The 24,849-nt window shown below is 71.3% G+C and carries 22 protein-coding genes; 9 read left to right on the top strand and 13 right to left on the bottom strand.

Going from position 1 to position 24,849, the window contains the following annotated elements; genetic code table 11:
• Positions 1–10 precede the first annotated feature (10 nt).
• From BJ992_RS12785 to hutU, 5 genes are all read right to left on the bottom strand, one after another.
• Positions 11–1,738 (bottom strand): tryptophan halogenase family protein, encoded by a 1,728-nt coding sequence (locus BJ992_RS12785; RefSeq protein WP_184980683.1) that lies wholly within the window; start codon positions 1,736–1,738, stop codon positions 11–13.
• Between the two features lie 364 nt (positions 1,739–2,102).
• Complete coding sequence (gene hutI, locus BJ992_RS12780) at positions 2,103–3,260, bottom strand: imidazolonepropionase (RefSeq protein WP_343072632.1); 1,158 nt, start codon at positions 3,258–3,260, stop codon at positions 2,103–2,105.
• Between the two features lie 43 nt (positions 3,261–3,303).
• Entirely contained in the window at positions 3,304–4,677 is a 1,374-nt protein-coding gene (locus BJ992_RS12775) for a formimidoylglutamate deiminase (RefSeq protein WP_184980679.1), read from the bottom strand.
• 77 nt (positions 4,678–4,754) lie between these two features.
• Positions 4,755–6,017: an allantoate amidohydrolase gene (locus BJ992_RS12770; protein ID WP_184980677.1), complete on the bottom strand. Its 1,263-nt coding sequence runs from the start codon at positions 6,015–6,017 to the stop codon at positions 4,755–4,757.
• Positions 6,014–7,675: a urocanate hydratase gene (gene hutU / locus BJ992_RS12765; protein WP_184980675.1), complete on the bottom strand. Its 1,662-nt coding sequence runs from the start codon at positions 7,673–7,675 to the stop codon at positions 6,014–6,016. Before hutU ends, BJ992_RS12770 begins: the two co-directional genes overlap by 4 nt.
• Positions 7,676–7,935: 260 nt before the next feature.
• Here hutU and BJ992_RS12760 point away from each other — a divergent pair, with 260 nt between their 5' ends.
• Both BJ992_RS12760 and BJ992_RS12755 read left to right on the top strand, forming a co-directional pair.
• The gene (locus BJ992_RS12760; RefSeq protein ID WP_184980673.1) at positions 7,936–8,820 is read left to right on the top strand and encodes a hypothetical protein; all 885 of its coding nucleotides are present in this window, start codon (positions 7,936–7,938) and stop codon (positions 8,818–8,820) included.
• A 51-nt stretch (positions 8,821–8,871) separates the two neighbouring features.
• A complete protein-coding gene (locus BJ992_RS12755; protein ID WP_184980671.1) occupies positions 8,872–10,389 on the top strand; it encodes an aromatic amino acid ammonia-lyase in 1,518 nt (505 codons plus the stop codon).
• 16 nt (positions 10,390–10,405) lie between these two features.
• On the opposite strand, the gene BJ992_RS12750 is transcribed toward BJ992_RS12755, so the two are convergent.
• Entirely contained in the window at positions 10,406–11,002 is a 597-nt protein-coding gene (locus tag BJ992_RS12750) for a TetR/AcrR family transcriptional regulator (protein WP_184980669.1), read from the bottom strand.
• A gap of 77 nt (positions 11,003–11,079) precedes the next feature.
• Here BJ992_RS12750 and BJ992_RS12745 point away from each other — a divergent pair, with 77 nt between their 5' ends.
• Positions 11,080–11,292 (top strand): hypothetical protein, encoded by a 213-nt coding sequence (locus BJ992_RS12745; protein WP_184980667.1) that lies wholly within the window; start codon positions 11,080–11,082, stop codon positions 11,290–11,292.
• Between the two features lie 103 nt (positions 11,293–11,395).
• Here the strand turns inward: BJ992_RS12745 and BJ992_RS12740 are convergent, their stop codons facing one another.
• Positions 11,396–12,967 carry a carboxylesterase/lipase family protein gene (locus BJ992_RS12740; RefSeq protein ID WP_184980665.1) on the bottom strand — a complete coding sequence of 524 codons (1,572 nt, stop codon included), beginning with the start codon at positions 12,965–12,967 and terminating at the stop codon, positions 11,396–11,398.
• Between the two features lie 626 nt (positions 12,968–13,593).
• Between BJ992_RS12740 and BJ992_RS12735 the strand changes: the two genes are divergently transcribed.
• Entirely contained in the window at positions 13,594–14,361 is a 768-nt protein-coding gene (locus tag BJ992_RS12735; RefSeq protein ID WP_221474790.1) for a DUF72 domain-containing protein, read from the top strand.
• 10 nt (positions 14,362–14,371) lie between these two features.
• Here the strand turns inward: BJ992_RS12735 and BJ992_RS12730 are convergent, their stop codons facing one another.
• The 3 genes from BJ992_RS12730 to BJ992_RS12720 all read right to left on the bottom strand — a co-directional run bounded on the left by BJ992_RS12730 (position 14,372) and on the right by BJ992_RS12720 (position 17,659).
• On the bottom strand, positions 14,372–14,908 hold the full coding sequence (locus BJ992_RS12730; protein ID WP_184980663.1) for an NUDIX hydrolase family protein: 537 nt from the start codon (positions 14,906–14,908) through the stop codon (positions 14,372–14,374).
• Positions 14,909–14,945: 37 nt separating this feature from the next.
• On the bottom strand, positions 14,946–17,111 hold the full coding sequence (recD2, locus tag BJ992_RS12725) for an SF1B family DNA helicase RecD2 (protein ID WP_184980661.1): 2,166 nt from the start codon (positions 17,109–17,111) through the stop codon (positions 14,946–14,948).
• A gap of 149 nt (positions 17,112–17,260) precedes the next feature.
• Positions 17,261–17,659, bottom strand: a complete 399-nt coding sequence (locus tag BJ992_RS12720; RefSeq protein ID WP_184980659.1) for an ATP-binding protein — start codon at positions 17,657–17,659, stop codon at positions 17,261–17,263.
• 197 nt (positions 17,660–17,856) lie between these two features.
• Here BJ992_RS12720 and BJ992_RS12715 point away from each other — a divergent pair, with 197 nt between their 5' ends.
• Together BJ992_RS12715 and BJ992_RS12710 are read left to right on the top strand one after the other, a co-directional pair.
• Entirely contained in the window at positions 17,857–18,678 is an 822-nt protein-coding gene (locus BJ992_RS12715) for a helix-turn-helix domain-containing protein (protein WP_184980657.1), read from the top strand.
• Entirely contained in the window at positions 18,669–18,881 is a 213-nt protein-coding gene (locus BJ992_RS12710) for a DUF397 domain-containing protein (protein ID WP_184980655.1), read from the top strand. The genes BJ992_RS12715 and BJ992_RS12710 overlap by 10 nt, the downstream gene beginning before the upstream one ends.
• A gap of 82 nt (positions 18,882–18,963) precedes the next feature.
• Here BJ992_RS12710 and BJ992_RS12705 read toward each other — a convergent pair whose 3' ends face one another.
• Positions 18,964–19,869 carry a helix-turn-helix domain-containing protein gene (locus BJ992_RS12705; protein WP_184980653.1) on the bottom strand — a complete coding sequence of 302 codons (906 nt, stop codon included), beginning with the start codon at positions 19,867–19,869 and terminating at the stop codon, positions 18,964–18,966.
• 148 nt (positions 19,870–20,017) lie between these two features.
• Positions 20,018–20,266 carry a DUF397 domain-containing protein gene (locus BJ992_RS12700; protein WP_184980652.1) on the bottom strand — a complete coding sequence of 83 codons (249 nt, stop codon included), beginning with the start codon at positions 20,264–20,266 and terminating at the stop codon, positions 20,018–20,020.
• 232 nt (positions 20,267–20,498) lie between these two features.
• Between BJ992_RS12700 and BJ992_RS12695 the strand changes: the two genes are divergently transcribed.
• From BJ992_RS12695 to BJ992_RS12685, 3 genes are all read left to right on the top strand, one after another.
• Positions 20,499–21,149 carry an ATP-binding protein gene (locus tag BJ992_RS12695; RefSeq protein WP_184980650.1) on the top strand — a complete coding sequence of 217 codons (651 nt, stop codon included), beginning with the start codon at positions 20,499–20,501 and terminating at the stop codon, positions 21,147–21,149.
• Positions 21,150–21,262: 113 nt separating this feature from the next.
• On the top strand, positions 21,263–22,084 hold the full coding sequence (locus BJ992_RS12690) for an SAM-dependent methyltransferase (protein ID WP_184980648.1): 822 nt from the start codon (positions 21,263–21,265) through the stop codon (positions 22,082–22,084).
• A gap of 343 nt (positions 22,085–22,427) precedes the next feature.
• Positions 22,428–23,189 carry a sirohydrochlorin chelatase family protein gene (locus tag BJ992_RS12685; RefSeq protein ID WP_184980646.1) on the top strand — a complete coding sequence of 254 codons (762 nt, stop codon included), beginning with the start codon at positions 22,428–22,430 and terminating at the stop codon, positions 23,187–23,189.
• 3 nt (positions 23,190–23,192) lie between these two features.
• Here the strand turns inward: BJ992_RS12685 and BJ992_RS12680 are convergent, their stop codons facing one another.
• Positions 23,193–24,695 carry a glutamate-cysteine ligase family protein gene (locus BJ992_RS12680; RefSeq protein ID WP_184980644.1) on the bottom strand — a complete coding sequence of 501 codons (1,503 nt, stop codon included), beginning with the start codon at positions 24,693–24,695 and terminating at the stop codon, positions 23,193–23,195.
• Positions 24,696–24,849: the final 154 nt, after the last annotated feature.

Here is a 24,849-nt window from a genome sequence, read left to right as displayed (position 1 = left end):
GGCCGCCTGGTCAGAGAGTGTCGGCGGACTTGGCGACCCAGCCGTCCCTGTCCTTGACCACCTCGTCGTGCAGACGGGGCTCGGCGTCGAACATGGCGAGCGCCTCGGCCTGCGGCAGCGCCTGGCGTACCAGCACGTCGGCCGCGGCCTTGCGTGTGCGCCACCGCTCGATCGGCTCCGCCGAACGCAGCAGCCTCGTCGGCACCTTCTGGCCGAGGAGCACGCAGTCGATGCCCTCAAGACCGTAGAACGTCGGCGCGGTGAGCCCGAGGTGCAGCTGCGTCAGCTTGTCGCGCAGCCGCAGCGGCGCACCCGCGGCGTACACCTCAAGCAGCGGCTGCAGACCCGAGACGTCGGTGCGGCTGCGGGCCTCCCGCCAGAACGGCGTGTCCAGGCGCGTGTTGAACTTGTAGTGCACCGACAGGAACCAGCGGATCTCGTCCCACTTCTTGCCGAGCACCGAGTTGACGACCTCGCGGCCCACCGGGTCGGACCAGGACGCCGGCATCGAGCGGACCAGCGCCAGGATGCCCTGCGTGATCATGAGCAGGCCGCTGGACTCCAGCGGCTCCACGAACCCGTAGGAGTTGCCGATGGCCATCATGTTGCCGCGCCACGCCGACTCGTGCCGTCCCACCCGGAACCGCACCAGCCGTGGCGGCGTGATGCCGGGGTACTTGCGCGCCAGCTCGTCCGCGGCCTCGTCGTCGCTGATCGCCGCCGAGGAGTAGACGTAGCCGCGGTGGTCGTCCTCCCTGGTCGGGATGTTCCAGCACCAGCCGGCGTCCATGGTCGTGGCCGTCGTGTACGGCTTGATCACCCCGTTGTGCGGGATGTTGCCGGTGACCGCGCGGTCGGTGAACAGGCTGTCGGAGTAGCTGTGGAACGGCGTCTTCAGCGCCTGGCCGAGCATCAAAGACCTGAACCCGCTGCAGTCCACGTAGAAGTCGAACTCCAGCCGCCGTCCGTCGGTGGTGACCAGGTGGTCGATCCACTCGGGTCCGGCCGGCACCACCTCGGCGATCTTGGCGTCGAGGTGGCCGACACCACGGGACCGCGCCAGATTCGTGAGGAACCGGACGAACCGCTCGTTGTCCAGGTGGTACGCGAACGACAGGAACTTCATCAGCGACACCGGGTCGCCGTCCGGCGCGAACACCGGGGTCCGGCCCGCCGTCATCATCAGCGACTGCAACGTGAACGCGTTGATGTCCCCCTGCTCGGCCAGCGACCCGAGCACCCCGATCGAGTTGGACCCCCAGTCGAACGGCGCCATGAACCCCTCGGGGTCCGGCCCCCAGTCGAACCGGATGCCGAGCTTCCACGTCGGCCGGACCTCGCGGTACAGCTCCACCGGATCGATGCCGAGATAGTGGTGCAGGAACGTCACCATCAACGGCACCGTCGCCTCACCCACCCCGATGATCGGCACCGTGGACGACTCGACCAGCGTCACATCCAGCCACGGCCTCTTGGCCTGAAGCGCCAGCGCCGTCAGATACCCCGCCGTCCCCCCGCCGATCACCCCGACCCGCCGCACCCCCCGCGGATCATCCGCGGCCGGCCGCGCGAACTCGTCGGCGACCCTCTCCCGCCCCGCCCTCAACCCCCGCGGCTCCCGCCGGCTCTCCGGCACCAGCCACGAGCGCACCAACGCGCTCTCCTCGTCGCTCATCCCCCCGGCGAGCCCGTCCAGCAGTCCGCTCAGATTGATGGGCTCACCAGAACTCGACACCATACCCGGACTCCGTTTCTCGCCGCCGCACAGTCGCTCGCAGGCTAAGATCCCCAAGTTCGGATTCGGTTCAGCCCTGGTATGGAACCATTCAACTCCCACCCCGACCCCCAGACCGGCCCCCGCCCGCAGCCCCCCGGATCGCACCATCCGCCCCTCCGCACGGCCAGACGTCCCCGCACCAGCAGCCCTTCCGCACGGCCAGACATCCCCGCACCAGCAGCCCCTCCGCACGGCCAGACATCCCCGCACCAGCAGCCCCTCCGCACGGCCAGACGTCCCCGCACCAGCGGCCCTCCCGCACGGCGCCGACGCGGCGGGACGTGGTACGGCGAATCCGGCGCCGTCTTACGGCGACCGGCCGGTGTCAGCGGACCTCGCGGCCCGCCTGCCATACCCGTGACACCAGAGGCACGCCGGGCCGGTACGCCAGATGGATCGGGGACGGTGCGTCGAGGAGGACGAAGTCGGCGCGTGCGCCGGGGGTGAGGTGGCCGAGGTCGGGTCGTCTCAGTGCGCGGGCTCCGCCGACGGTGGCGGCGCGGAGGGCCTCGTCCGGGGTCATGCGCATCTCGCGGACGCCGAGAGCCATGCAGAACGGCATATTGGTGGTGTAGCTGGAACCGGGGTTGCAGTCGGAGGCCAGTGCGACGGTCACTCCGGCGTCGAGGAGGCGCCGTGCGTCCGGGTAGGGGGAACGGGTCGAGAACTCGGCTCCAGGGAGAAGAGTCGCGACCGTCTCGCTGGAGGCCAGTGCGTCCACGTCGGCGTCGGTCAGGTGGGTGACGTGGTCGGCGGACGCGGCTCCGAGTTCCACGGCGATCCGCACGCCGGGGCCTTCACCAAGCTGACCGGCGTGGACCCGCGGCACCAGTCCCTTGGCGATCCCGGCCTCCAGGATGGCGCGGGTCTGCTCCCCGTCGAATGCGCCTCGCTCACAGAAGACGTCGATCCACCTGGCGTACGGCGCGCAGGCCTCCAGCATCGGCCCCCGCACCAGATCGACGTACTCGTCCGCACGACCGGCATACTCCGGCGGCACCACATGAGCCCCGAGGAACGTCCCCTCCTCGGTGAACCCGCGCGCCACCCGCAGGCTCCGCACCTCGTCCTCGACCGTCAGCCCGTACCCGGACTTGCACTCGATCGTCGTCGTCCCGGCCCGCGCCGCCTCCTCGGCCAGCCGCCGCACGTTCCCGGCCAGCTCGTCGTCGGACGCGGCCCGCGTCGCCGCCACAGTGGTCCTGATGCCTCCGGCACTGTAGGGCCGTCCCTGCATGCGCGCCGCGAACTCCTCGGCCCGATCCCCGGCGAACACCAGATGCGCGTGGCTGTCCACGAAGCCGGGAACCACGGCTCGCCCCCCGGCGTCCACCCTCTCCTCGGCCCCGTCCGGCGCACCGCGCCGTTCCCCGGCCCACACCACGACCCCGTCGTCCACCACGAGCGCCGCGTCCGTCACCACCCCGTCCCCGGGGCCGTTGGTGACCAGCACCCCGATCCCGTCCACCAGCAGAGACGCCACCCGATCCCCCGTTCCCCGAAGCATGACCCACGCTCTCACAACGTCAGTCGCGGACGACCTCCGCCACCGCCGCCGACAGCAGACCCGCGACGTCCCCGAGCACGTGGCGGCCGTCGGACACGATGTGGCGGCCGGTGGCGACGACCTCGCGGACGTCGGCGGCCGTGGCGGCGAAGACCACGGACTCGGCGAGGGCCGCGGGGTCGGCGCCGGCCAGGCGGACCGAGTCGAGCGACAGGGTGACGAGGTCGGCCACGGCGCCGGGACGGATCTGGCCGGCCTCGGGCCAGCCGAGGCAGGCGTGACCGGTCTCGGTGGCGGCCCTGAGCAGGTCGGTGGCGGGCCAGTGGCCGCGCCGGAGGGTGACCAGGCGTTCGCCGAGCTCGACGGCGCGGGCCTCTTCGAACAGGTCGATGACGGCGTGGCTGTCGCTGCCGAGGGACAGCGGAGCGCCGGAGTCGGCCAGCGTGCGCAGGGGGCCGACGCCGTCGGCGAGGTCGCGTTCGGTGGTGGGGCAGGCGCAGACGGTGGCGCCGGCGCCGCCGAGCAGCGCGATGTCGTTCTTGGTGAGGTGGGTGGCGTGGACGGCGGTCGACGCGGGGCCGACCGCGCCGCGGTCGGCGAGCAGTTCGGCGGGGGTACGGCCGTGCGCGGCCTGGCTGGCGTCGTTCTCGGCGGTCTGCTCCGACAGGTGGAAGTGCAGCGGCACGCCACGAGCGCGGGACCACCCGGCCACCGTGCCGATCTCGTCGGCGGGGACGGCACGGACGGAGTGCACCGCGGCGCCGACCCGCGCGTGGCCGCCGAACGGGCCGCCGGCGGCCTCGCCTCGGGTGGTGACGTCGTCCAGGAGGTCGTCCACACGGCTGGCCCAGGCGGTGGCGCTGAGGTCGGTGAACCTCGTCTGCGGCCCGGCGAGCGGCACGTCGAAGCCGCCGGTCAGGTAGCAGGTGTCGAGCAGCGTGACCCGGATGCCGGCCTCGGCGGCGGCGGCGATCAGCGCCTCACCCATGACGTTGCGGGACGAGTAGCGGCGTCCCTCGGTGTCGTGGTGCAGGTAGTGGAACTCGCCGACGCACGTGATCCCGGCGAGCGCCATCTCGGCGTACACCGCCGTGGCCAGCCGGAGGTAGCCGTCCGGTGTCAGCCGGCCCGCCACCTGGTACATCTGCTCACGCCACGTCCAGAACGTCCCCCGGTCGCGCTGCGTGCGTCCCCGCAACGCGCGATGGAACGCGTGCGAGTGCGCGTTGGCGAGCCCGGGGATCGTCACCCCGCGCAGCCGCACGGCCCCCGGCGGCGGTCCCCCGGCCTCCACCCGCACGTCCGTGATCACCTCACCGGTGACCTCGATCACCACCCCCGCGACGACCGCGTCCCCACCCAGCCACGCGTGATCCGCGTAGTACACCGGCACGTACGCCCCCCGAATCGGCAGCACTTCACCGCCGGGCTACTCCCCCGACGGCCCGAAAGCGACCAGCATGTCACGCCTCATCCCCGGTGAACGGGGTTTTCCCGCCGCTCGGAGTCTCCGCCGTCCTCAGCGGCGGCCAGATCCTCGATCACCGCCGCCAGAGCGGTCACACCGGCCACGCAGTCGGCGACGGTGGCGTGCTCGGCGGGGCTGTGGCTGGTGCCGGTGGGGTTGCGGACGAACAGCATGGCCGTGGGGACGTGCGCCGACAGGATGCCGGCGTCGTGACCGGCGCCGGTGGGGAGTGCGGGGACCCCGCCGAGGAGCCCGGCCAGGTGGTCGCGCAGCGAGGTGTCGAACTCGACCACCGGGGTGTACGACTCGGCCACCACCTCGACCCGCACCTCGTGTCCGGCGGACGCGTGCTCCGCCGCGCGGGTCACCTCCGCGACGACGCCGCGCACGGTGTCCTCATCGGGTGCGCGCGCGTCGAGCCAGGCGTCCACACGGGACGCGATGGCGTTGGTGCCGTTCGGGGTGACGGCCACCTTGCCGAACGTCGCGAGGCCCCCGAGGCGCTCGGCGGTGCCGCGCGCGGCCAGCACGGTCGCGGCGAACGGCGGCATGGGGTCGCGGCGGTCGGCCAGGCGGGTCGTCCCCGCGTGGTCGGCCGAGCCGTGGAAGGTGAACCGCCACCGGCCGTGCGGCCAGATCGCCGCCGCCACCCCGACCGGGACACCGAGGTCCACCAGGCCGCGGCCCTGCTCGACGTGCAGCTCGACGAACACCCCGATGCGTGCCAGCGCCTCCTCGTCCCGGCCGATGACGCCGGGGTCGGCCCCGGCGGCGCGCATCGCACCGGCCAGCGTGACCCCGCCGGCGTCCCGCAGCGCGCGAGCGTCGCCGGGGGCCAGCAGGCCGGTGAGCAACCGGCTGCCGACGCACGCCACCCCGAACCGCGCTCCTTCCTCGTCGGCGAAGTCCACCACGGCCACCGGCCGGGCCGGCGTCACGCCGCGCTCCCTCAGCTCGTCGATCGCGAGGAACGCCGACACCACCCCGAGCGGCCCGTCGTACGCGCCACCCCCCGGCACGCTGTCGAGATGGCTCCCGGTGACCACCGCGCCGGGCCCCGGCTCCCCCCACCAGGCCCACAGGTTGCCGTTGCGGTCCCGCTCACAGCGCATGCCGCGCGCGGCGGCCTGCCGGGTGAACCATTCCCGCAGCTCCAGATCGACCGCCGTCCAGGCGAACCGGTGGTACCCGGCGGCACCGCCGTCCCCGATCGCCGCCAGCTCGGCCCAGACCGCCTCGAACCGTGCCTGGAGCGTCGCCGTCACGCGTCCGCCATGGGGATGGTGACGCCGCGTTCTCCGGCGACCTGCGCGGCACGGTCGTACCCGGCGTCGACGTGGCGGATGACCCCGGTGGCGGGGTCGTTGGTGAGAACGCGTTCCAGTTTCCGCGCCGCCAGTGGCGTGCCGTCGGCCACGGCGACCTGGCCGGCGTGGATGGACCGGCCGATGCCGACGCCGCCGCCGTGGTGGATGGAGACCCAGGACGCGCCGGAGGCGACGTTCACCATGGCGTTGAGCAGCGGCCAGTCGGCGATGGCGTCGGAGCCGTCCAGCATCGCCTCGGTCTCGCGGTACGGCGAGGCGACCGACCCGGTGTCGAGGTGGTCGCGGCCGATGACCACCGGGGCCGACAGTTCGCCGGAGGCGACCATCTCGTTGAAGCGCAGGCCCGCGCGGTCGCGCTCGCCGTAGCCGAGCCAGCAGATGCGGGCCGGCAGGCCCTGGAAGGCGACCCGCTCACCGGCGAGACGGATCCAGCGGGCCAGGGACTCGTTCTCGGGGAACAGGTCGAGCACGGCGCGGTCGGTGGCGGCGATGTCCTTGGGGTCCCCCGACAGCGCGGCCCAGCGGAACGGGCCCTTGCCTTCGCAGAACAACGGCCGGATGTAGGCCGGCACGAAACCGGGGAAGTCGAACGCGCGGCCGTATCCGGCCAGCTTCGCCTCACCTCTGATGGAGTTGCCGTAGTCGAAGACCTCGGCCCCCTTGTCCTGGAACCCGACCATCGCCTCGACGTGCCGTGCCATGGACTCGCGGGCCCGCTGCGTGAACCCGGCGGGGTCCTTGGCCGCCTCGTCGCGCATGTCGTCGAACGCGACGCCGATCGGCAGGTAGGCCAGCGGGTCGTGCGCGGAGGTCTGGTCGGTGACGATGTCGACGGGTGCGTCCATGGCGAGCAGCTCCGGCAGCACCTCGGCCGCGTTGCCGAGCAGGCCGATGGACAGTGGCCGCCGTTCCGCACGGGCCCGCTCCGCCAGCCGCAGCGCGTCGGCGAGATCGTCGGCCTGGACGTCGAGGTACCGGTGCTCGATGCGCCTGGCGATGCGTGAGGGGTCGCATTCCACGCAGATCGCGACCCCGCCGTTCATGGTGACGGCCAGCGGCTGCGCGCCACCCATGCCGCCGAGCCCCGCGGTCAGGGTCACCGTGCCGGCCAGCGACCCGCCGAACCGCTTGGCGGCCACGGCCGCGAACGTCTCATAGGTCCCCTGGAGAATGCCCTGGGTGCCGATGTAGATCCACGACCCGGCGGTCATCTGGCCGTACATGGTCAGCCCGAGCGCCTCCAGCCGCCGGAATTCCTCCCAGGTGGCCCAGTCCCCCACCAGATTGGAGTTGGCGATCAGCACCCGCGGGGCCCACTCATGGGTCCGCAGCACCCCGACCGGCTTCCCCGACTGCACGAGCAGCGTCTCGTCGTCCTTGAGCCCCTGGAGGGTGCGCGCGATGGCGTCGAACGACGGCCAGTCGCGCGCCGCCTTCCCCGTGCCGCCGTACACGACCAGGTTGCCGGGGTGCTCGGCCACCTCGGGGTCGAGGTTGTTGTGCAGCATGCGGTACGCCGCCTCCTGCTGCCAGCCGAGACAGGACAACCCGGCTCCTCGCGGTGACCTGATCACCCGGCTGTCCTGATGCTCCATGACGTCCTCTCCTTCTGTCACTCCGGCCGCGCGGTGACAACCGCCGCGCGGCCCTGACCGCCTGCTCACCGACCGGCTGTCCCCGACCGACTGCTCCCGACCGACTGCTCACCGACCGGCTGGCTGCTCAGCGCCGACCGGCGGCGATCGAGCGGCCCGCTCCATGCATGTATACCTGTCAACATCCCACGTCGGCCCGCCGCCGCCGAGGGCCCCCCATCTCCGGACGAGCACGGCCCCGGTCAAGGTCATACTCAGGTATGGCCGATCCGCGCACCCGCGTCGACGACTTCATGCGTGCCCCCATGGCGGCCGCCATGTTCGTCCTCGCCGGCCGTCAGGGGTTCGACGCCGACCGGCTCGCCGAGCCGGCCACCGTGACCGCCTTGACGACCACCGCGCAGCACGACCTCAACCCGTGGTACAGGGACGCGGCGGCCGAGCGTACCCGGGCCCTCACGCTGGTCCGGCCCCTGCACGACCTGGTCACCAAGGTCGTCACCGATCCCCGCAACGCCTGGTGGTCGGCACCACTGGACCGCCACACGCAACTGCTCCTCACCGGCCGTGACGACCGCCGGCGCGACGACCTGCGCGTCCCGACCGGCCCGAACGACGGCTGGGAGACGTACGCGCAACGACCGGCGCACGCCGTCATCACCTCCACCGAACTCCCCGTGGCCACCGGCGACCCGATCCGCTCCGGCGCGCACGCCGAACTGTCCCACGGCGTCGGCGACTGGGACCCCGTCTACCCGATGCGCCAGGAACGCCTGACCGTCTCCCCCACGGCCCGCGTGTACGAGGTGAACTCCCCCGAAGACTGGCACCACCTCGTCCTGCGCCACACCGACACCACGACCCCCACCTTCTCCGACGAGAACCTCCGCGACACCGCCGGCCTCGAACACGGCCCGGCCCCCACCTGGAGCACGGCCGCCACCGAGCACGACGCCGTCCACCTCACCTTCACCGGCCTGCTGACCACCCTCTACGTCCCCCACACCACCGCGAACGTGACCACCACCCTGTGGTCGTGGAGCTACGAGAGCACCCTCTGGCTACGACAGGCGTTCGACGCCGCCACAACGCTGGACGACCTCCTCGAACCCCCGGGAGCACACGCGGACGGCCCTCGCCTCTAGCCTCATGTCACCTCATGTCTGCGCGTATGGTGGCCAAAGGGGCTCATCGAAATGGCGGCACGCACGATCACCTTGGACGGCGCGGGTGTCGCGGCGGCGGACATCGCGAGCGTCGCGCGGCACGGCGTGCGGGTGCGGCTGTGTCCGGACGGGCTCGGCAGGGCCGCGGCGGCGCGTGCGGCGGCCGAGGAGGTCGCGGGACGGCGAGCGGTCTACGGACGGACCACGGGGGTGGGGGCCAACCGGACGCAGGCCGCGGCCGGGGACGATCACGGGGTGCGTCTGTTGCGCAGCCACGCCGGAGGCATCGGGGCCGTGCTGCCGCCGGAGCAGGTGCGGGCCATGCTCGCGGTGCGGGTCAACCAGATCCTCGCGGGGGGTGGCGGCACCGATCCCGCGTTCGCCGTGGCGATGGCGGAGGCGCTCGGCTCGGGGTATCTGCCGCGGGTCCACGAGTTCGGGTCCCTCGGCACCGGGGACCTGACGGCGCTCGCCGAGACGGCCCTCACCTTGACCGGTGAGCGGCCCTGGGTCGCGACGCCGGACGCGCACGGCGGCCCTCCGGCGGCGGTGCGGCCGCGGCCGGGGGACGCGCTGGCGTTCTGCAGCAGCGGCGCGCTGACCGTCGGCCAGGCGGTGCTGGGGTGGGACCAGATCGTGCGGTCGCTGCGCGCGGCGCAGGTCGTGGCGGCGTTGTCGCTGGTCGCGGTGCATGCGGGGACCGAGCCTTACCACGAGTACGTCCACGTGAGACGACCTCATCCAGGGCCGGCCGCCGTGGCCGCCGAGACCCGGCGGCTGCTCGGGGACGATCGGCCGGTCCCGGTGCGCCAGGACCCCGGGGGACCGGCCCCCGAGGCGCGACGGCTGCTCGGGGACGACCGGCCGGTCCCGGCGCGGGTCCAGGACCCCTTCGCTCACCGTTGTCATCCGCAGGTGCACGGCGCTGCCGTCGAGGCGGCGGACGCGCTGGAACGGACCTTGGCTGTGGAGATCAACGCGGCGGCGGAGAACCCGCTGGTCGACGCCTCCGCCGGGACCGTGCACCACCACGGAGGGTTCCACCTCGCGTCCCTCACCCTCGCGCTGGACCACCTGCGGCTGGCGGTGCTGAACACCGCGCACCTGTCGGCGGCCCGCCTGTCGTCCCTCATGGACCCGGCCTTCACCGGCCTGCGCCCCTTCCTCGCCGACGGCCCGGACGGCAGTTCGGGCCTGATGGTGCTGGAGTACTCGGCGTCCTCGGCGCTGGCCGAGCTGCGTGCCCGCGCGTACCCGGCCTCGCTCGGCCACACCGCGGTGTCCCGCGGCCTGGAGGAGCACGCCAGCTTCGCCTCCCAGGCCGCCCGGCAGACCCTCGATGCCGGCCGCGCCTACCGCCTGGTGCTGGCGTGCGAGCTCGTCACCGCCGTTCGGGCCCTGCGCGGCCGTGCCCTCTCCCCCGCCACCCCGGCCGGCGAGGCCTTCGCCGTCGCCGCGGCCGTTCTGGACCCTCGCACCGGGGACCGGCCGCTCACCGAGGACGTCGAGACCGCGGCCGGGCTGCTGGGCCGGCTGGCCGAGATCTGAGCACGGTCAGCCGCCCTCAGCCGAACAGGCGGCCGAGCTGGTGGTCGATCAGGGACACGACCTGTTCGGCGGTGTACTGGCCGAGCAGCATGCCGGCCTGCAGCCCGCCGGCGGCCGCGACCAGGAAGGCGCCTTCCGGGCCGGTGGCGACGTCCGGGGGGACCAGGCCGGTCGCCTGGCCCTGCGCGAGGAGGCCGGCGACCAGTTCCTCCAGTGCGTGGGGGGTGTCGCGTACGGCCTCGGCGAGGGCCGGGTCGGTGAGGAAGCGGACGAAGTACGCGACGTACACCAGGTGGCGGTTGCGTCGTTCCTCGTCCAGGGGAAGCAGTTCGAGCAACACCATGCGGACGGCGGCCCGGACCCCGGGGTCCGGGCCGAGCCGTTCCAGCCGTTCCTTGGCGTGTCGCTCGGCGTCGGCGTTGAGGATCTCCAGAGCGCCGAGCAGGAGCCGGGAACGGGTGCCGAAGTAGTACTGCAGCAGCCGCACCGAGACCCCGGCCTCGGCGGCGACGTTCCGCAGTGTGACGTCCTCCAGGCCGCCCCGTGCGGCGAGCCGCCACACGGCCTGCGCGATCTGCCGGCGGCGCAGGTCGTGATCCGCCTGTCGGGGCATGTCCGTCCCTTCCTTGCTGGTGCGATCGTACCAAAACCATGTTATGGTGCGATCGCACCACAAACTTAGGGGATTCGATGAGGAACGTGACAGGGCTGGTCGCCGGCATGGTGCTGCTCGTCGTCGGCGCGCAGGGAGCGGTCCGGCTGCTCGTGGACCATGAGAACGCCGGACTGCTCGCCTGGCTCCCCGGCGGCTTCGGCGTGCGGCTGGCCTGCTACGGCCTGGCCGTCGCCGCCAGTCTGTCGCTGGCCGGATGGGGCGGCAAGAAGGCCTCGGGGGGCGACTAGTGTCATACGCCGGAAATTTCGCGGCTTTCACATGCCCTTCACCCCGACCGGCACCTCCTGCGGAGTGCGGCGAATTCCTCTCGCCATGACACCCGACGCCGGCTCAGAGCAGGGAATCCCAGAAGTCGCAGTTGTGCCGGGTGTTCAGGTCGGCGGTGCGCACGCCGCCCGGTTCCAGAGACCGCACCAGCGGCACCGGGGGCCAGGTGACGTCCGGCTTGCCCACGGTGGCGAAGCGGCTCCAGTAGCCGATCATCGTGTCCCCCAGCCGTCGCTGGTCCGGCGTCAGGGTGATGTCCAGGCCCATGATGTCGTACAGGTAGGGGAGCTCCGAGGCGTGGTAGGCCCCGAGGGGGAAGTCACGCGGCTGCGGGAACTCGAACGACTGGGGAGCGTCGCGGTCGGCGAACTCGTATCCGTGGACGGGCACCCAGCGGGCGAGTAGCTGGTCGTTGCGCCGGTTCGGGCAAGCGTACCCACGGTCGCTGATCACCGAGCCCAAGGCTTGACGTGGCGACGTTCCCGCCGGGTAGAGCTCGGCCACCCGTTCGGCGTCGCCGCCGAAGGAGAGCGCGAGCAGGCCCCGGTAGGCGGTCTCGTCGAGGGGCGGGTAGGTGGCGGCGAAGAAGGAGCCCTCGTCGCGGGTCGTCCCGGCCAGCACCGGTACGCGGTTGAACGCGCCGTCGCGTAGTGCCCGCGCGGGATGGACGGGAAGGGTGGGTGTGCCGTACGCCGGGCTCCAGAACACCGGCGGCTGTTGCGGCGCCAGCAGATCGGCCACCGGGACACGGCGCAGGCATTCCAGAGCCGTGGCCGGGTCGGCGCAGCCGAGCCGGGACGCCACCCGCGAACCGATGCCCTCGGCGAGCGCGCGCGGCTTCCAGGTGTCGTACTCGGCGCCGACGCCGGGGAACATCACGTCCGGCACGTTCAGCTCGGTGCAGGACCCGCTCTGGATCACCACCCGGTGGAAGAGCCCCCGCGCCGCCGGCGAGGCGAGCTGTGCGCACATGCTGTCACCTCCCGCGGACTGGCCGAACAGGGTCACCCGGCGGGGATCCCCGCCGAACGCCACCGCGTTGCGACGTACCCAGCGCAGCGCCGCCTGCTGGTCCATCAGCCCGAAGGTGCCCGAGCCGGCCAGCCCCGGGTACCCGAAGAACCCGAAAGCCCCCAGCCGGTAGTTGACCGTGACGACCAGGACGTCACCCCGGACGGCCAGACGCCGCACGTCGTAGTCGCTGCCGGAGCCGCCGCTGAACCCGCCTCCGTGCACCCACACCATGACCGGCCGGAGGCCGCGCGAGCTTCGCGGCGTGGTGACATCGAGGTAGAGGCAGTCCTCGGAGGCGCTGCCGGGTAGCCCTGAGATGGCGTCGGCGTTCTGCGCGCAGCGATTCCCCGGCCGGGAGGCGTCGCGCACTCCCCGCCACGGCTCGGCAGGACGCGGCGGCACCCACCGTAACGCGCCGACCGGCGGCGCGGCGAAGGGAATGCCCTGGAAGCGGCGGTGATCGGTGGCGACAGTGCCACGCACCGCGCCGGCATCGGTCATGACGACGGCGCCGTCAGTGGTTCTCGCGGTGTCCGCCTGGGCCGGCACACCCATCACGAGGCAGGCCATCACCGCCGAGATCAGGGCGGGGACCCTGCGGCCCGTCTTCAAGATATTCATAATCATGATGATGGAGCCTATAGCGATATCACGAAAACCTGTCTCCAAGGCTCGATCAGTGGGGAAATTCCTCGCCTCAACTAAATGGCCCGGGCTATGCACTGCTTCCAGGGACCCGTTTCGTCATTGATGGGGTCCGGTGGCAGGCGCGGGTGGGTCAGCCTTGTCGGGACGTGGGCCCGTGTCACGGCTCCTGACAGGCGGTTCACGGGCTGTTTCCCCGAAGGGGCACGAATTTCACCCTCACGGTTCGCCACGACGCGGCGCGTGCTGGTCAGGCTCATATGCGAGCAAGAACATTCTTGCGTCCGGGGGGGATGGTCGACGACCGAGCACATCGCCGGGCTGGAATCCAGTCCGGCCGCATCCGGCTGAGAAACAGCGCTCGGTGGCACATCGCGTTCAGTAGCGATCAGCGTCACTGTCCGGGATATTCGGTCCGGGATGTCCTGCGACGGTGCCGTGGGGGCCGGCCATTGCTCATCGTCCATTCCGGCGTCCCGAAACCGTTGGGATGCCTGGTGGCCCGCACCTGGAATTCGCCGGCGATATCGTGCGAGGGATTCGAGGAGCTCCTCGGCCGGGTGTGACGCGGGCCGCCTCGGGCATGCAGTCCCCGAGAGGGGATGGTCCTGGTGATCCTCGTCGGCACCTCCGGCTGGCAGTACGCGCACTGGCGGGACGTCCTGTACCGCAGCGTCCCCCAGCGCCTCTGGCTGGAACGCTACGCCGGCTCCTTCGCGACGGTGGAGAACAACAACGCCTTCTACCGCCTGCCGTCCCGCGAGACCTTCGCGTCGTGGCGCGACCGCACCCCGGACGGCTTCGTCATGGCGGTCAAGGCCAGCCGGTTCCTCACCCACATCAAACGCCTGAAGGACCCTGAGGAACCGGTCCACCGCCTGCTCGCCGCCGCCGAGGGTCTCGGTCCCAAACTGGGGCCGGTCCTCCTGCAACTCCCCCCGACCCTGCAGGCCGATCCCGCACGCCTGGACGAGTGCCTGCGCCGCTTCCCGTCCCAGGTGCGCGTGGCCGTGGAACCCCGCCACGCCTCCTGGTGGACGCCGCAGGTGCGCGACGTGCTCACCACCCACGGCGCCACTTTGTGCTGGGCCGATGTCCTCGGCCGTCCCGCCACCCCGCTGTGGCGCACCGCCGGCTGGGGCTACATGCGTTTCCACCAGGGCCGCGCCACCCCGTGGCCGTCCTACGGCGAACGTTCACTGCGGTCGTGGCTGCACCGCCTGACGAGCACCTGGCCGGGGGGCGACATCTACGTCTACTTCAACAACGACCCCAACGCCGCCGCGCTCCACAACGCCGTCCGGTTCGCGCACCTCGCCGAGTCGAGCGGTCACCGGGTCACTCCCACCCCGGCCCTCGTCCCCGGCTGACGGGGGGCCGTCAGACGAGGCGGCCGGCGAAAGCCAGCGCCTGCTTCAGGAGCGTGCCCTGCCCGCCGGTCATCTCCTGCTGCACCCCGGGGGACACGGCCTCCTCCGGGGTGAACCACACCAGGTCGAGCGCGTCCTGCCGGGGACGGCAGTCGCCGGCCACCGGGACGACGTACGCCAGCGAGACGGCGTGCTGCCGGGGGTCGTGGTACGGCGTGACCCCCGGCGTCGGGAAGTACTCGGCGATGGTGAACGGCTGCGGCGACGCGGGGACGTGCGGCAGCGCCACCGGGCCGAGGTCCTTCTCCAGGTGGCGCATCAACGCGTCACGGACACGCTCATGGTGCAGGACGCGGCCGGAGACGAGAGCGCGGCTGACCAGGCCGTCCGATCCGATGCGCAGCAGCAGGCCGACCCGGGTCACGACTCCCTTGTCGTCCACCCGCACAGGCACCGCGTCGACGTAGAGGATCGGCATCCGCGCCCTGGCCGACTCCAGGTCCTCGGGACTGAGCCAGCCTGGCGTGGTTTCGGTCATATCGGTCATTGCACGATGGTACTGGGGTGGCACGCGGCGGGGTGCGTCAGCCGTCCAGAGCGAGGGCGAGTCTCGGGGCCAGGCCTGTGTGCCTGCGGCGGCCCGTACGGTGCACGGCCAGTTCGAGGGCCTCGCGGTCGCCGACAAGCACCACCCACGATTTCGCCCGGGTGACCAGCGTGTACAGCAACTGCCGGCGGAGCATCACCCCTCCCGCCTCGGCGACGATCGGCGCGACCACGAACGGGTACTCGCTGCCCTGGGAACGGTGCACGCTGATCGCGTAGGCGTGACTGAGCTCGTCCAGCTCGCCGAAGGAGTAGCGCACGGTCTCCCCCTCGTCGGTGCGGATCTCGATCAGCCTTTCCTGCGGGTCCACGGCGGTGACCGTGGCGGTCTCGCCGTTGAACACGCCTTTGTCGTAGTTGTTGCGGATCGGCATCACGCGGTCCCCGGCCCGGAAGACCGACGGGCCCGACCAGTGCTCCGGCGCACCCTCGCGCGCGGGGTTCAGGCGTTCCTGCAACCTGCGGCCGAGCTCGGCGGTGCCGGTGACGCCGCCGCGCATCGGGCACAGCACCTGGACCCGGTCGGCGGTGACGCTCTGCTTGCGGGGGATCGCCACCGTCGCCAGGTGGACCACCCGGTCGGCCACCTGCTCGGGGTCCGCCAGCTCCTCGAACCAGAAGCCGCCCCCGCCGGGCAGGCCGGGCAGCTCACCGGCCCGGACGCGGTGCGCGGCCCGGACGATGCCGCTGTCCTGCGCCTGACGGAACACCCGGGTCAGCCGCACCCGCGGGATGCCCGGCACACGCAGCAGGTCGGCCAGGACGCTGCCGGGCCCGATGCTCGGCAACTGGTCGCCGTCCCCGACCAGCAGCAGGTGGCCGCCGGACGGGATCGCGGACGCCAGCCGGGTGGCCAGGTGGAGGTCCAGCATGGAGGCCTCGTCCACCACGACCAGGTCGGCCTCGGCCGGGGACCGGTGGAACAGCAGGCCCTCCTCGGGCTCCGGCCGCCGCGCGAGCAGCCGGTGCACGGTCGTCGCGGGCAGGCCGGTGAGCTCCGACAGCCGGCGGGCCGCCTTGCCTGTCGGCGCGGCCAGGGTGACGGTGCCACCCATGGCCCGCACGGTCGCCGCGATCACCTTCAGCGTGTGGCTCTTGCCGCAGCCGGGGCCGCCGGTGATGACGGACACGGTGCTGGTCAGCGCCAGGTTCACCGCGGCACGCTGGTCCTCGTCCAGGCTCTCGTCCTCGGCGTAGGCGCGCATCGGGAGAGTGGAGCGGGCCGTGAGGAGCCGGGCCAGGTGCCCCGCGAGCGCGACCTCGCGCGCGTGCTGCTCCTTGGCGTACACCACCGCCTGGCCCGGGTCGGACGGCGACGCCTCCACGACGACGCGACGCTCGGCGGCCAGCGCGTCCACGGCCCGGTGGACCAGGTCGTCGTCCTGGCCGACGAGCTCGGCCACCGCGGCGACCAGCGCGGGCAGCGGCAGGAAGCAGTGGCCGTCGCGCGCCGCCGCCGAGTCGAGCCGGTCGACGACCGCCGCCTGGACCCGCCGGGGGCTGGACTCCGGCACCCCCGAACGCAGCGCGATGCGGTCGGCCGTGTGGAACGCGATGCCCCTGACCCGGCCGATCAGCCGGTAGGGGTCGGTGGCGAGGACCTCGCCCGAGTCGTCGCCGAACACCTGGTAGATCTTGGCCGCGAGCAGCGGGCTGACCCCGAAGCCCTGCAGGACGATCATCAGCGCGGCGATCGCCTTCTGCTCGGCCCACGCCTGCACGATCTGCGCCTGCCGGGTGACCCCGATGTTGATCACCTCGGTGAGTCGCTCGGGTGCCGTGTCGATCACCGTGAGCGTCTGCTCCCCGAAGTGGCTGACGATCGCGTGCGCCAGCCGCGGCCCGATCCCCCGGATCAGCCCCGACCCCAGGTACAGCCGGATGGCCCGCACCGTGGACGGCACCACCCGCTCGCACAGCTCCACCACCAGACGTCCACCGTGCCGGGGATGCCGATCCCACTCCCCCGTCAGCCGCACCGTCTCCCCCGGCTGCACCCCCGCCAGTGCTCGCCCCGACGCCACGAACTCCCCCACCCCGTCGGCACTCACCCGCGCGACGGTGTATTCGTCCTCCCGCACGAACACCAGCCGCTCCACCGACGCCTCGACCGCCGTCGCATGCGGCCCCGCCAGCACGGTCACCGTTGGCCCCCCGAGATCAGGTGCGGCACCTCGCCAAGGACACTAGCGGTCTCCCGCGACAATTCCGTCCCCACCGGTGGTGCCGGCACGCGCCGACCCGCGGGACCTGATCCCTGACCTCGCCGGCACGCGGCCGGACGGCAGGGGGCTCACCTGAGGCGCCAGCAGGCCCAGACCGCCTTGCCGGGGGAATCGGTGAGTGGTGCCACTCCTGTGTCGTCCGCCAGTGCGGCGACGATCGCCATGCCGCGGCCGTGTACCGCTTCCACGTCCAGGCGCAGGCGGCGTGGCCGTCGTGCGCCGTGATCGGTCACCTGGACCCAGAGGTGCCGGCGGTCGGTCCAGAGGGACAGGCGTACCGGAGGCTCGCCGTGGGTGAGCGCGTTGGCGAGCAGTTCGCCGACCACGGTGACGACGTCGTCGTGGGCCCAGGAGATGCCCCAGGTATCGACCGCCTCGCCTGCCATCGCGCGGGCTTTTCCGGCGATCGCGGGGTCTTGGGGGAGGTCCCAGTAGACGGAATGTACTCCGTCCGTCATTTCAGACATGCCGCTCCTCTGGGGCAATCGGGGAATACGGCGTGATGCCTTTTCCCGGTGACTCGTGAACTTTTCGAATCACCGCACAGAGTGCCCTGGACCAGCTACGTTGTGGATCGGAACCCCGCGCACACCGGCGGACAATTTGTACTGCCGGTGTGCTGAGTGTGCTGAGGAGTAGCTTTTCCTTGTCGGACGGAGTGGCGATGTCCGTACCCCCCGAACCGGTCCCACCCACGAAACCACTGATCCTGCTCGGCGCCGAAATGCGTAAGCACCGGAATCGTGCGAATATCACCCAGGACCGGCTGGCCGGTGTCATCCAGTTCAGCCAGAGCCTGATCGGCTTCATCGAACGGGGTGAGCGCAACCCCAGTCACAACTTCATGCAGCGGTACGACGACGCGGTCGGCGCCGGCGGTGACCTCGTCCGTCTTTGGGCCGATCTCACGCAGGGGGCCAGTCCGCGATGGTTCCGCGACTGGCTCGACGTGGAGAAGGAGGCTCACACGCTGCACAGTTGGGAGCCACTGGTCGTCCCCGGTCTGCTTCAGACAGAGGCATATGCCCGCGCGGTCATCCGCGGTGAGCCCGGGATCACGGACGAGCAGGTCCATACCGCCGTCCAGGCACGCATGAAACGCCAGACGGTCTTGAGCCGCGCCAATCCGCCGATGCTACGGGTGGTACTCGACGAGGGTGTACTGCGCCGTCCCATCGGGGGCACCGACATCATGAGCCGTCAACTGCAACACCTCATGGACATCGTCGATTCACACAGGATCACCATTCAAGTGGTCCCCCTGGCGTTGGGTGCCACCACCGGGGTGTCCGGAGCATTTATCCTCGCGCAACTCCGAGGACGTACGGATACCGTGTACATCGAATCCGCCACTCACGGACACGTAACGAACCAACCGGACGACGTCGAAGCCATCCGCGCAAGGTACGACCAGATCCGGGCCGAGGCACACCCGCAACATGTCTCGATCTCGTTGATCAGAGAGGCGCAAAAATCATGGACCTGAGCGACGAACTGAAAACCGCCACCTGGCGCAAGGCGACCAAGAGCGCATCCAACCAAGGCAACTGCCTGGAGGTGGCGCCGCTGTCGGGAGGACGTGTGGGGATCCGCGACACCGAGGCCCCGCACCAGCCCCCGTTCGTGGTGCGGGCCGCCGTCTGGGACGCCTTCATCGACGGTGCCAAGAAGGGTGAGTTCGACTTCTGACGGCGCGGGGCCGGAGGTGGTCCTCAGGCTCCCGGGATCACCGGATCCCGGGAGCCAGACCTTGACCGGAGGCGGCGAGGCGTCAGATCTGGTCGAGGAGAGTGGTGAGGGTCTGGCGGGTTTCCGAGACGGGGACGGCGTCCAGGCAGAGGCGTTCCATGACGGCCTGGTAGCGGTCGAGGTCGTCTCGTTTGTCCAGGTAGATGGCGCTGGTCAGTTGCTCCAGGTACACGATGTCGGGGAGATCGCGTTCGCTGAAGCGCAGGATGCTGAAGGGGCCTCCGGCGGCGGCGTGGCCGCCGGCGCTGAAGGGCATCACCTGGAGGGTGACGTTGGGGAGAGCGATCATCTCGATGAGGTGCTCCAGCTGGGCCCGCATGACGTCGCGGCCACCCAGGGGGCGGCGCAGTGCCGCTTCGTCCACCACGGCCCACAGGTGTGGGGGGTTCGCGCGGTGGAGGAGCTTCTGGCGGGCCATGCGGAGGTCGACGCGGCGCTGGATCTCTTCCTCGGTGCCTTCGGGGTGGCCGAGTTTCACCACGGCTCGGGTGTAGTCGGCGGTCTGGAGGAGGCCGGGGACGAACTGGACCTCGTAGGCGCGGATGCGGGTGGCGGCTTCCTCCAGGCCGATGTAGGCCTCGAACCAGTTGGGGAGGACGTCGTCGTAGTTGTGCCACCAGCCGGGCCGGTTGGCTTGTTCGACAAGGGAGAGGAGGGCCTGGCGTTCGGTCTCGTCGACGACGCCGTACAGGGTCAGCAGGTCGCGGATGTCGCGTACGCGGAAGCCGACCCGGCCCAGCTCCATGCGGCTGATCTTGGAGTGGGATGCTCGGATGGAGTGGCCCGCGGCCTCCAGGGTGATCCCGTGCTTCTCGCGCAGCCGGCGCAGCTGGGAGCCGAGCAGGATGCGCAGGACCGTGGAGCTGCCGCGTTCCCGAGCCATCATGTTGAGCGGGGTCTCGTCCCCTTCGGCCCGGGCAGTGATCATCGTTAGTCCTTCAGGGGAGTCGAACTGATCTTGGTCTCACTTCTCGCGGTCACAGAGAAGTTCACGATACTCCCGACTCCCCAATTGAGATATACCCCAACATCACCCTTAGGCTACGATTTTGAACCCTCCGTAACCTCGGTACTGGTCAAAGCGCCAGGTCATCGAAGTCGCCGTTCTTCGCACTAAGGATGAAAGCGGCCATTTCTCCGCGACTGTAAACCAGTACCGGACCGGCCGGATGGCGGGAGTTGCGGACCGCGACGCCGCCGCCGGGGAGCCCGGCGAGCTCGACGCAGTTGCCGCTCGGGTTGCTGCGCTCACTCTTGCGCCAACGCACCCCGTCCACCGCGGAGTCCAGTGCGGACGCGAGCATGCCGTTGGATATTTCGTTCATCTTGCCTCTTCGTCGCCGTCAGATCCGACGAAACCCGACGAAACAGACAGAAACCTCGCCGGGCCCCCCACCGCACGAGAACCCCCTCTTGGCGCTCTCCGGTGCGAACCTCATCATAGTGTCTGTGCGTTTGCACGTGCATCGGTACTTGCATGTGCACAGCGAAGGGGAGCACTATGGATTAAGCGGTTCATCGTCTCCATAGCATCACCTAACCTCACAGGGCCTACCTATGACCGGTTATCGGACAGACCCCCACAAACCCACTGGCGTCAGCGACGACAAGTGGGAGTTATGGCTGGCGGCGCTGGACCGTGTCCTGTCCCCGGCGGGCCCCTGGATCGACGACCGCGCCGATCCCCCCGCCGAAGTGCTCCTCGCCGTCTGCGACCTGCGCCACGACCCGTACGCGGCCCGTACCGCGCGCAGATTCACCATCAGCACGCTGGACGCCTGGGGGCTGGCCCTGCTGCTCGACGACGTCGAGCTGGTCATGGGGGAACTCGTCATCAACGCGCTGCGCCACGGCCTCGCCGAGCACGCCGCCCCGGCCGGCCAGCCGGTACGCATCGTCCTGGCCCTCACCCGCGAGTCCCTGCTCTGCGTGGTCACCGATCCGAGCGACAACCGGCCCGCGCCGCGCGAGGTGGACTTCTCCGCGGAAGGCGGACGCGGACTGCGGGTCGTCGAGGGGCTCAGCCACAAGTGGGGCTGGGCCCCGTTGCGTTGCCCCGGCAAGGCGGTCTGGGCCGGCTTCCGGCTTCCGCGGGCCGCCGAGCGACCCGAGCAGACGCCGCAGAACGGTGCGAGGCCGATTGGATCCCCTGTTAACCGGACATCCGACCGTTTCAGCGTGCACACTGGTCTCACGTCGTACCGCTGACTTGCCGGACCGATCCGCGTCGCGTGGACATCAGTCGCGAGAACCTCGGATGGCGAGATATCGTCGCCCCCACCGGCGCATCGTCGGTTTTCCGGCGGAACGGGGGATAAGTGATGGATGTCACCCGCGCCGAACGCCTGGGGTTCGACCCCACCATCCCCAGCTACGCGCGCATGTTCGACTACTTCATGGGTGGTAAGGACAATTTCGCTGCCGATCGTGAGGCGGCCCGTCACATGCTGGACATCGCACCCGAGTTGCCACTGATGTGCCGCGAGGGCCGGCGCCATCTGGCACGAGTGGTGCGCCATCTGACGAGCGTGGGGGTGCGCCAGTTCCTCGACCTCGGCTGCGGCCTCCCCACCACCGGCAACGTCCACGAGGTCGCGCAGGCGGCGGCGCCGGGGTCGCGCGTCGTGTACGTCGACAACGACCCGGTGGTGGCGCTCCACTCGGAGGCCCTGCTGGAGAACACCGCGGACACCGTCGTCATCGAAGCCGACCTGCGCGACCACGAGTACATCCTCGGCCACCCGCGGGTGAAGGGGCTCATCGACCTGGCGCGGCCGGTGGCGGTACTGCTGCACTTCACGCTGCTCATGGTGACCGACGACGACGAGGCGGCCGAGGCCGTCGCGGGTTACCGTGACGCGGTGGTCCCCGGCAGTCACATCGCCGTCGCGCACTCGGTGTCCGACCCGAAACCGGAGGCCACCGCCGAGCTGGCCAAGATCTACAAGGGGTCCGGCGCGGCGGAAGGCGTGCGCCGTAGCCAGCTCCGTACCAAGGCCGACGTGGAGCGGTTCTTCGACGGCCTGCGGCTGGTCGAGCCCGGCGTGGTGTACATCCCGCACTGGCGGCCGGAACCCGGCGAATCGCTGCCGGCACCTGAGACGGTGTGGGCCGTCGGCGGGGTCGGCGTCGTCGAGCGCTGAGACGGCACCGTGACGCGCGGGGACACGCCGGAACGTGAAAAAACTTTGCGGCCCGGCCACCCGGTACGTCCGGCCCGCTCACCGCCGCGACGCGCGAAACAACCCTGTCATGATCTCGAATGATTACGGACGGTTGACACCCGCTGTCGGGCCGAGACCCAAAATCAAGTGTCCTGAACCGGTTGTGGGAAACCCCACTGTCACCTACCTAGGCGAATCCGACTCAAAATTCGCCCCATACCCCGTAAAATCCGCCGTTGTGAACGATGGTCACCACGCTCCACACGAGCTCCCGGTCCGCGGGCGCTCGTTCCGTACCACCTCCGGACGGCATCGCCGGCCGGTGCCGGCGAACCTGCCGCCGGAGGCGCCTGCCCTCGTGCTGGCCGCTCCCGGCGCGGAAAGCGACGTGCCGAGCGACGTCAAGACCATCGTCTGCGTCGATCATCCGCAGCTCGACGTGAAACTGGTCCACCTCGGCGACCCCAAGATGAGCCTCGCCGAGACCCTGGCCGACTGCGCCGCCAAGCGGCCGGACGGCGCCACCGCCGCCGTCGTGGTCCCCATGGTCACCGGCCCGCACCCTCAGGTGTACCGCGCCGTACGGGAGGCGGTGGCCGAGAGCGGCGTGCTCACGACCGTCGCCGACCCGCTCGGCCCCCATCCGCTGCTCGCCGAGGCGTTGCACGTCAAGCTGGCCGACGGCGGCCTCGCGCGTGCCGACCGCATGCGGCTGTTCAACATCGCGGCCCCGGTGGACGGCATCATCATCGGAACGGTCGGCGGCCAGGAGGCCGTCCGCGCGGCCGACGCCACCGTCGTGCTGCTGGCCGCGCGTCTCACGCTTCCCGTGGTGGCCGCGTCCCTGGACGCCTCCCCCGGCGTGGGTGACGCCGCGCAGCGCCTGCGGAACATCGGCGCCTCACGCCTCGCGCTGTCCCCGTTCCTGATCGGCCCGGAGATCGACCCCAGGCGCATCACCGACGCCGCCGAGTCGGTGGGGGCCGGCTGCGCCGAGCCGCTCGGCGCGCACAACGCGGTGGCGCAGCTCGTGGCCCTCAGCTACGGCAGTTCCCTCACCGGAGTCGACCCCGACGGGCCGTGACCCTCACCGGCCGGCGGCCGGGGACGCGGCGGGGACGCCGAGGTCCTCCAGCGGGTCGGGCCACGTGTGCACGGGTGCGTGGGTGAACGACAGCGCGCGGTAGTGCTCCAGCATGGCCGCACGGACCCCCGGCTCGGCGCCGAGCGCGGCGAGCGCGCGGCGCTGCCAGCCGGCGCCGGTGCGGCGCAGCCGTACGCGTTCGGCGACCACGTCGAGCAGGCGGCCGGCCTCCTCGGGGTCCACGCCGGACGACACCAGGCCGTCGCGGGCCACCGGCAGCAGATCGAGAGCCAGCTCGTACGCCGGGACGTACCCGTCGCGGCCCGGCCAGGCGAGCTCGGCGTCGAGGCCGCCGCGCGCCGCGCGGTAGAAGTTGCGGTAGGCGTCGGCGAACGGGAACTCCTCCGTCCACGACGGGTCGGCGGCGGTGGCCCGGACCAGGCCGACGAGGAACGCCGCGTTGGCCGCCATGTCGGGTGCGGTGGGCCCGGCGGGTAGTGCGCGCAGCTCCACCCGCAGGTGGCCGCCGTCGGCGGGGTCGTACACGGGCCGGTTCCACTGCCAGACGGTCCCCTGGTGCAGCCGCAGCTCGTCCAGCTCGGGGACGCGGCCGGCACGCACCGCCTCCAGCGGGTCTTCGTCAGAGATGACCGGCATGACCGGCTCGTACTCCCGCACGCTGAGCGCGAACAGCTCGGCGGCCCCCTCGCGCACCCAGCCGGACCCGAAGCAGACCCGGCCGCCGACCCGCCACAGCCGCTCGGGGTCACGGTCGTCGGCCGAGGCCTCGAACAACGCGATGCGGGTCTCCTCCCACAGCTCCCTGCCGAGGAAGGCCGGCGAGTTGCCGCTCACCGCGAGCACCGGCCCGATGGCGAGCTGCGCGGCGTTGTACGCGGCGGCGAACGCCTCAGGCGGCGTGCGCAGATGGACCTGCCACGAGGTGTTGGCGCTCTCCAGCAGGACGTCCTCGACCTCCAGGTCCAGCCGCTCCACCCCGGCGATCCGCACCCGGAACGGCTCCTCGCGCACCCGCCGGATGCCGCTGCTCAGCGCCTTGTACCGCTTCTCGTCGCTCATCGAGTCCGGTCCGAAGTCGAACTCGGTGAGCGTCGGCAGGATGCCGATCGGCACGACCCGGCCGCCGTACGCGTGCGCCGCCTCGTCCACCCGCGTCATGGTGTCGCGTATCTCGGCCTCCAGCGCGGTGAACGGACGGCCGGCCAGCGGCAGCGGCGTGAGGTTCACCTCCAGGTTGAAGCTGCCGAGCTCCAGCACCACCCGGTCGTCGTCCACGGCCTCGAGGACGTCCTTGTTGCGGCGCAGGGGCCGCGCGTTGCCGTCGATGAGGAAAAGCTCCAGCTCGGCGCCGAGAGTGGCGGGGCCCGCGCCGAAACCGGGGCGGGCGAGCACATTGTCGAGCGCGGTGAGCGAGTCCTTCAGGCGTTCACCGAAACGTGCGAACTCCGCTTCGGAGAACCGCTCCTTGGCCACGTGCTGTCCCATCCGCGTCCTCTCCGGTAGATGTCCGAGTGACCGCCGTCGCCTCGGTCTCTGTCCAGGGGGAAGGCATTCATGCTCGCACCGCGCGCACTCGTTGTGACAATCCGGCGTGCCGCGTCGTGCGCACGGCATTGACGGGACGGAAGTGAATGGGTAT

This window comes from Sphaerisporangium rubeum, assembly GCF_014207705.1.
Lineage (GTDB): Bacteria > Actinomycetota > Actinomycetes > Streptosporangiales > Streptosporangiaceae > Sphaerisporangium > Sphaerisporangium rubeum.
This window is presented reverse-complemented; position numbering and strand designations above follow the sequence as displayed.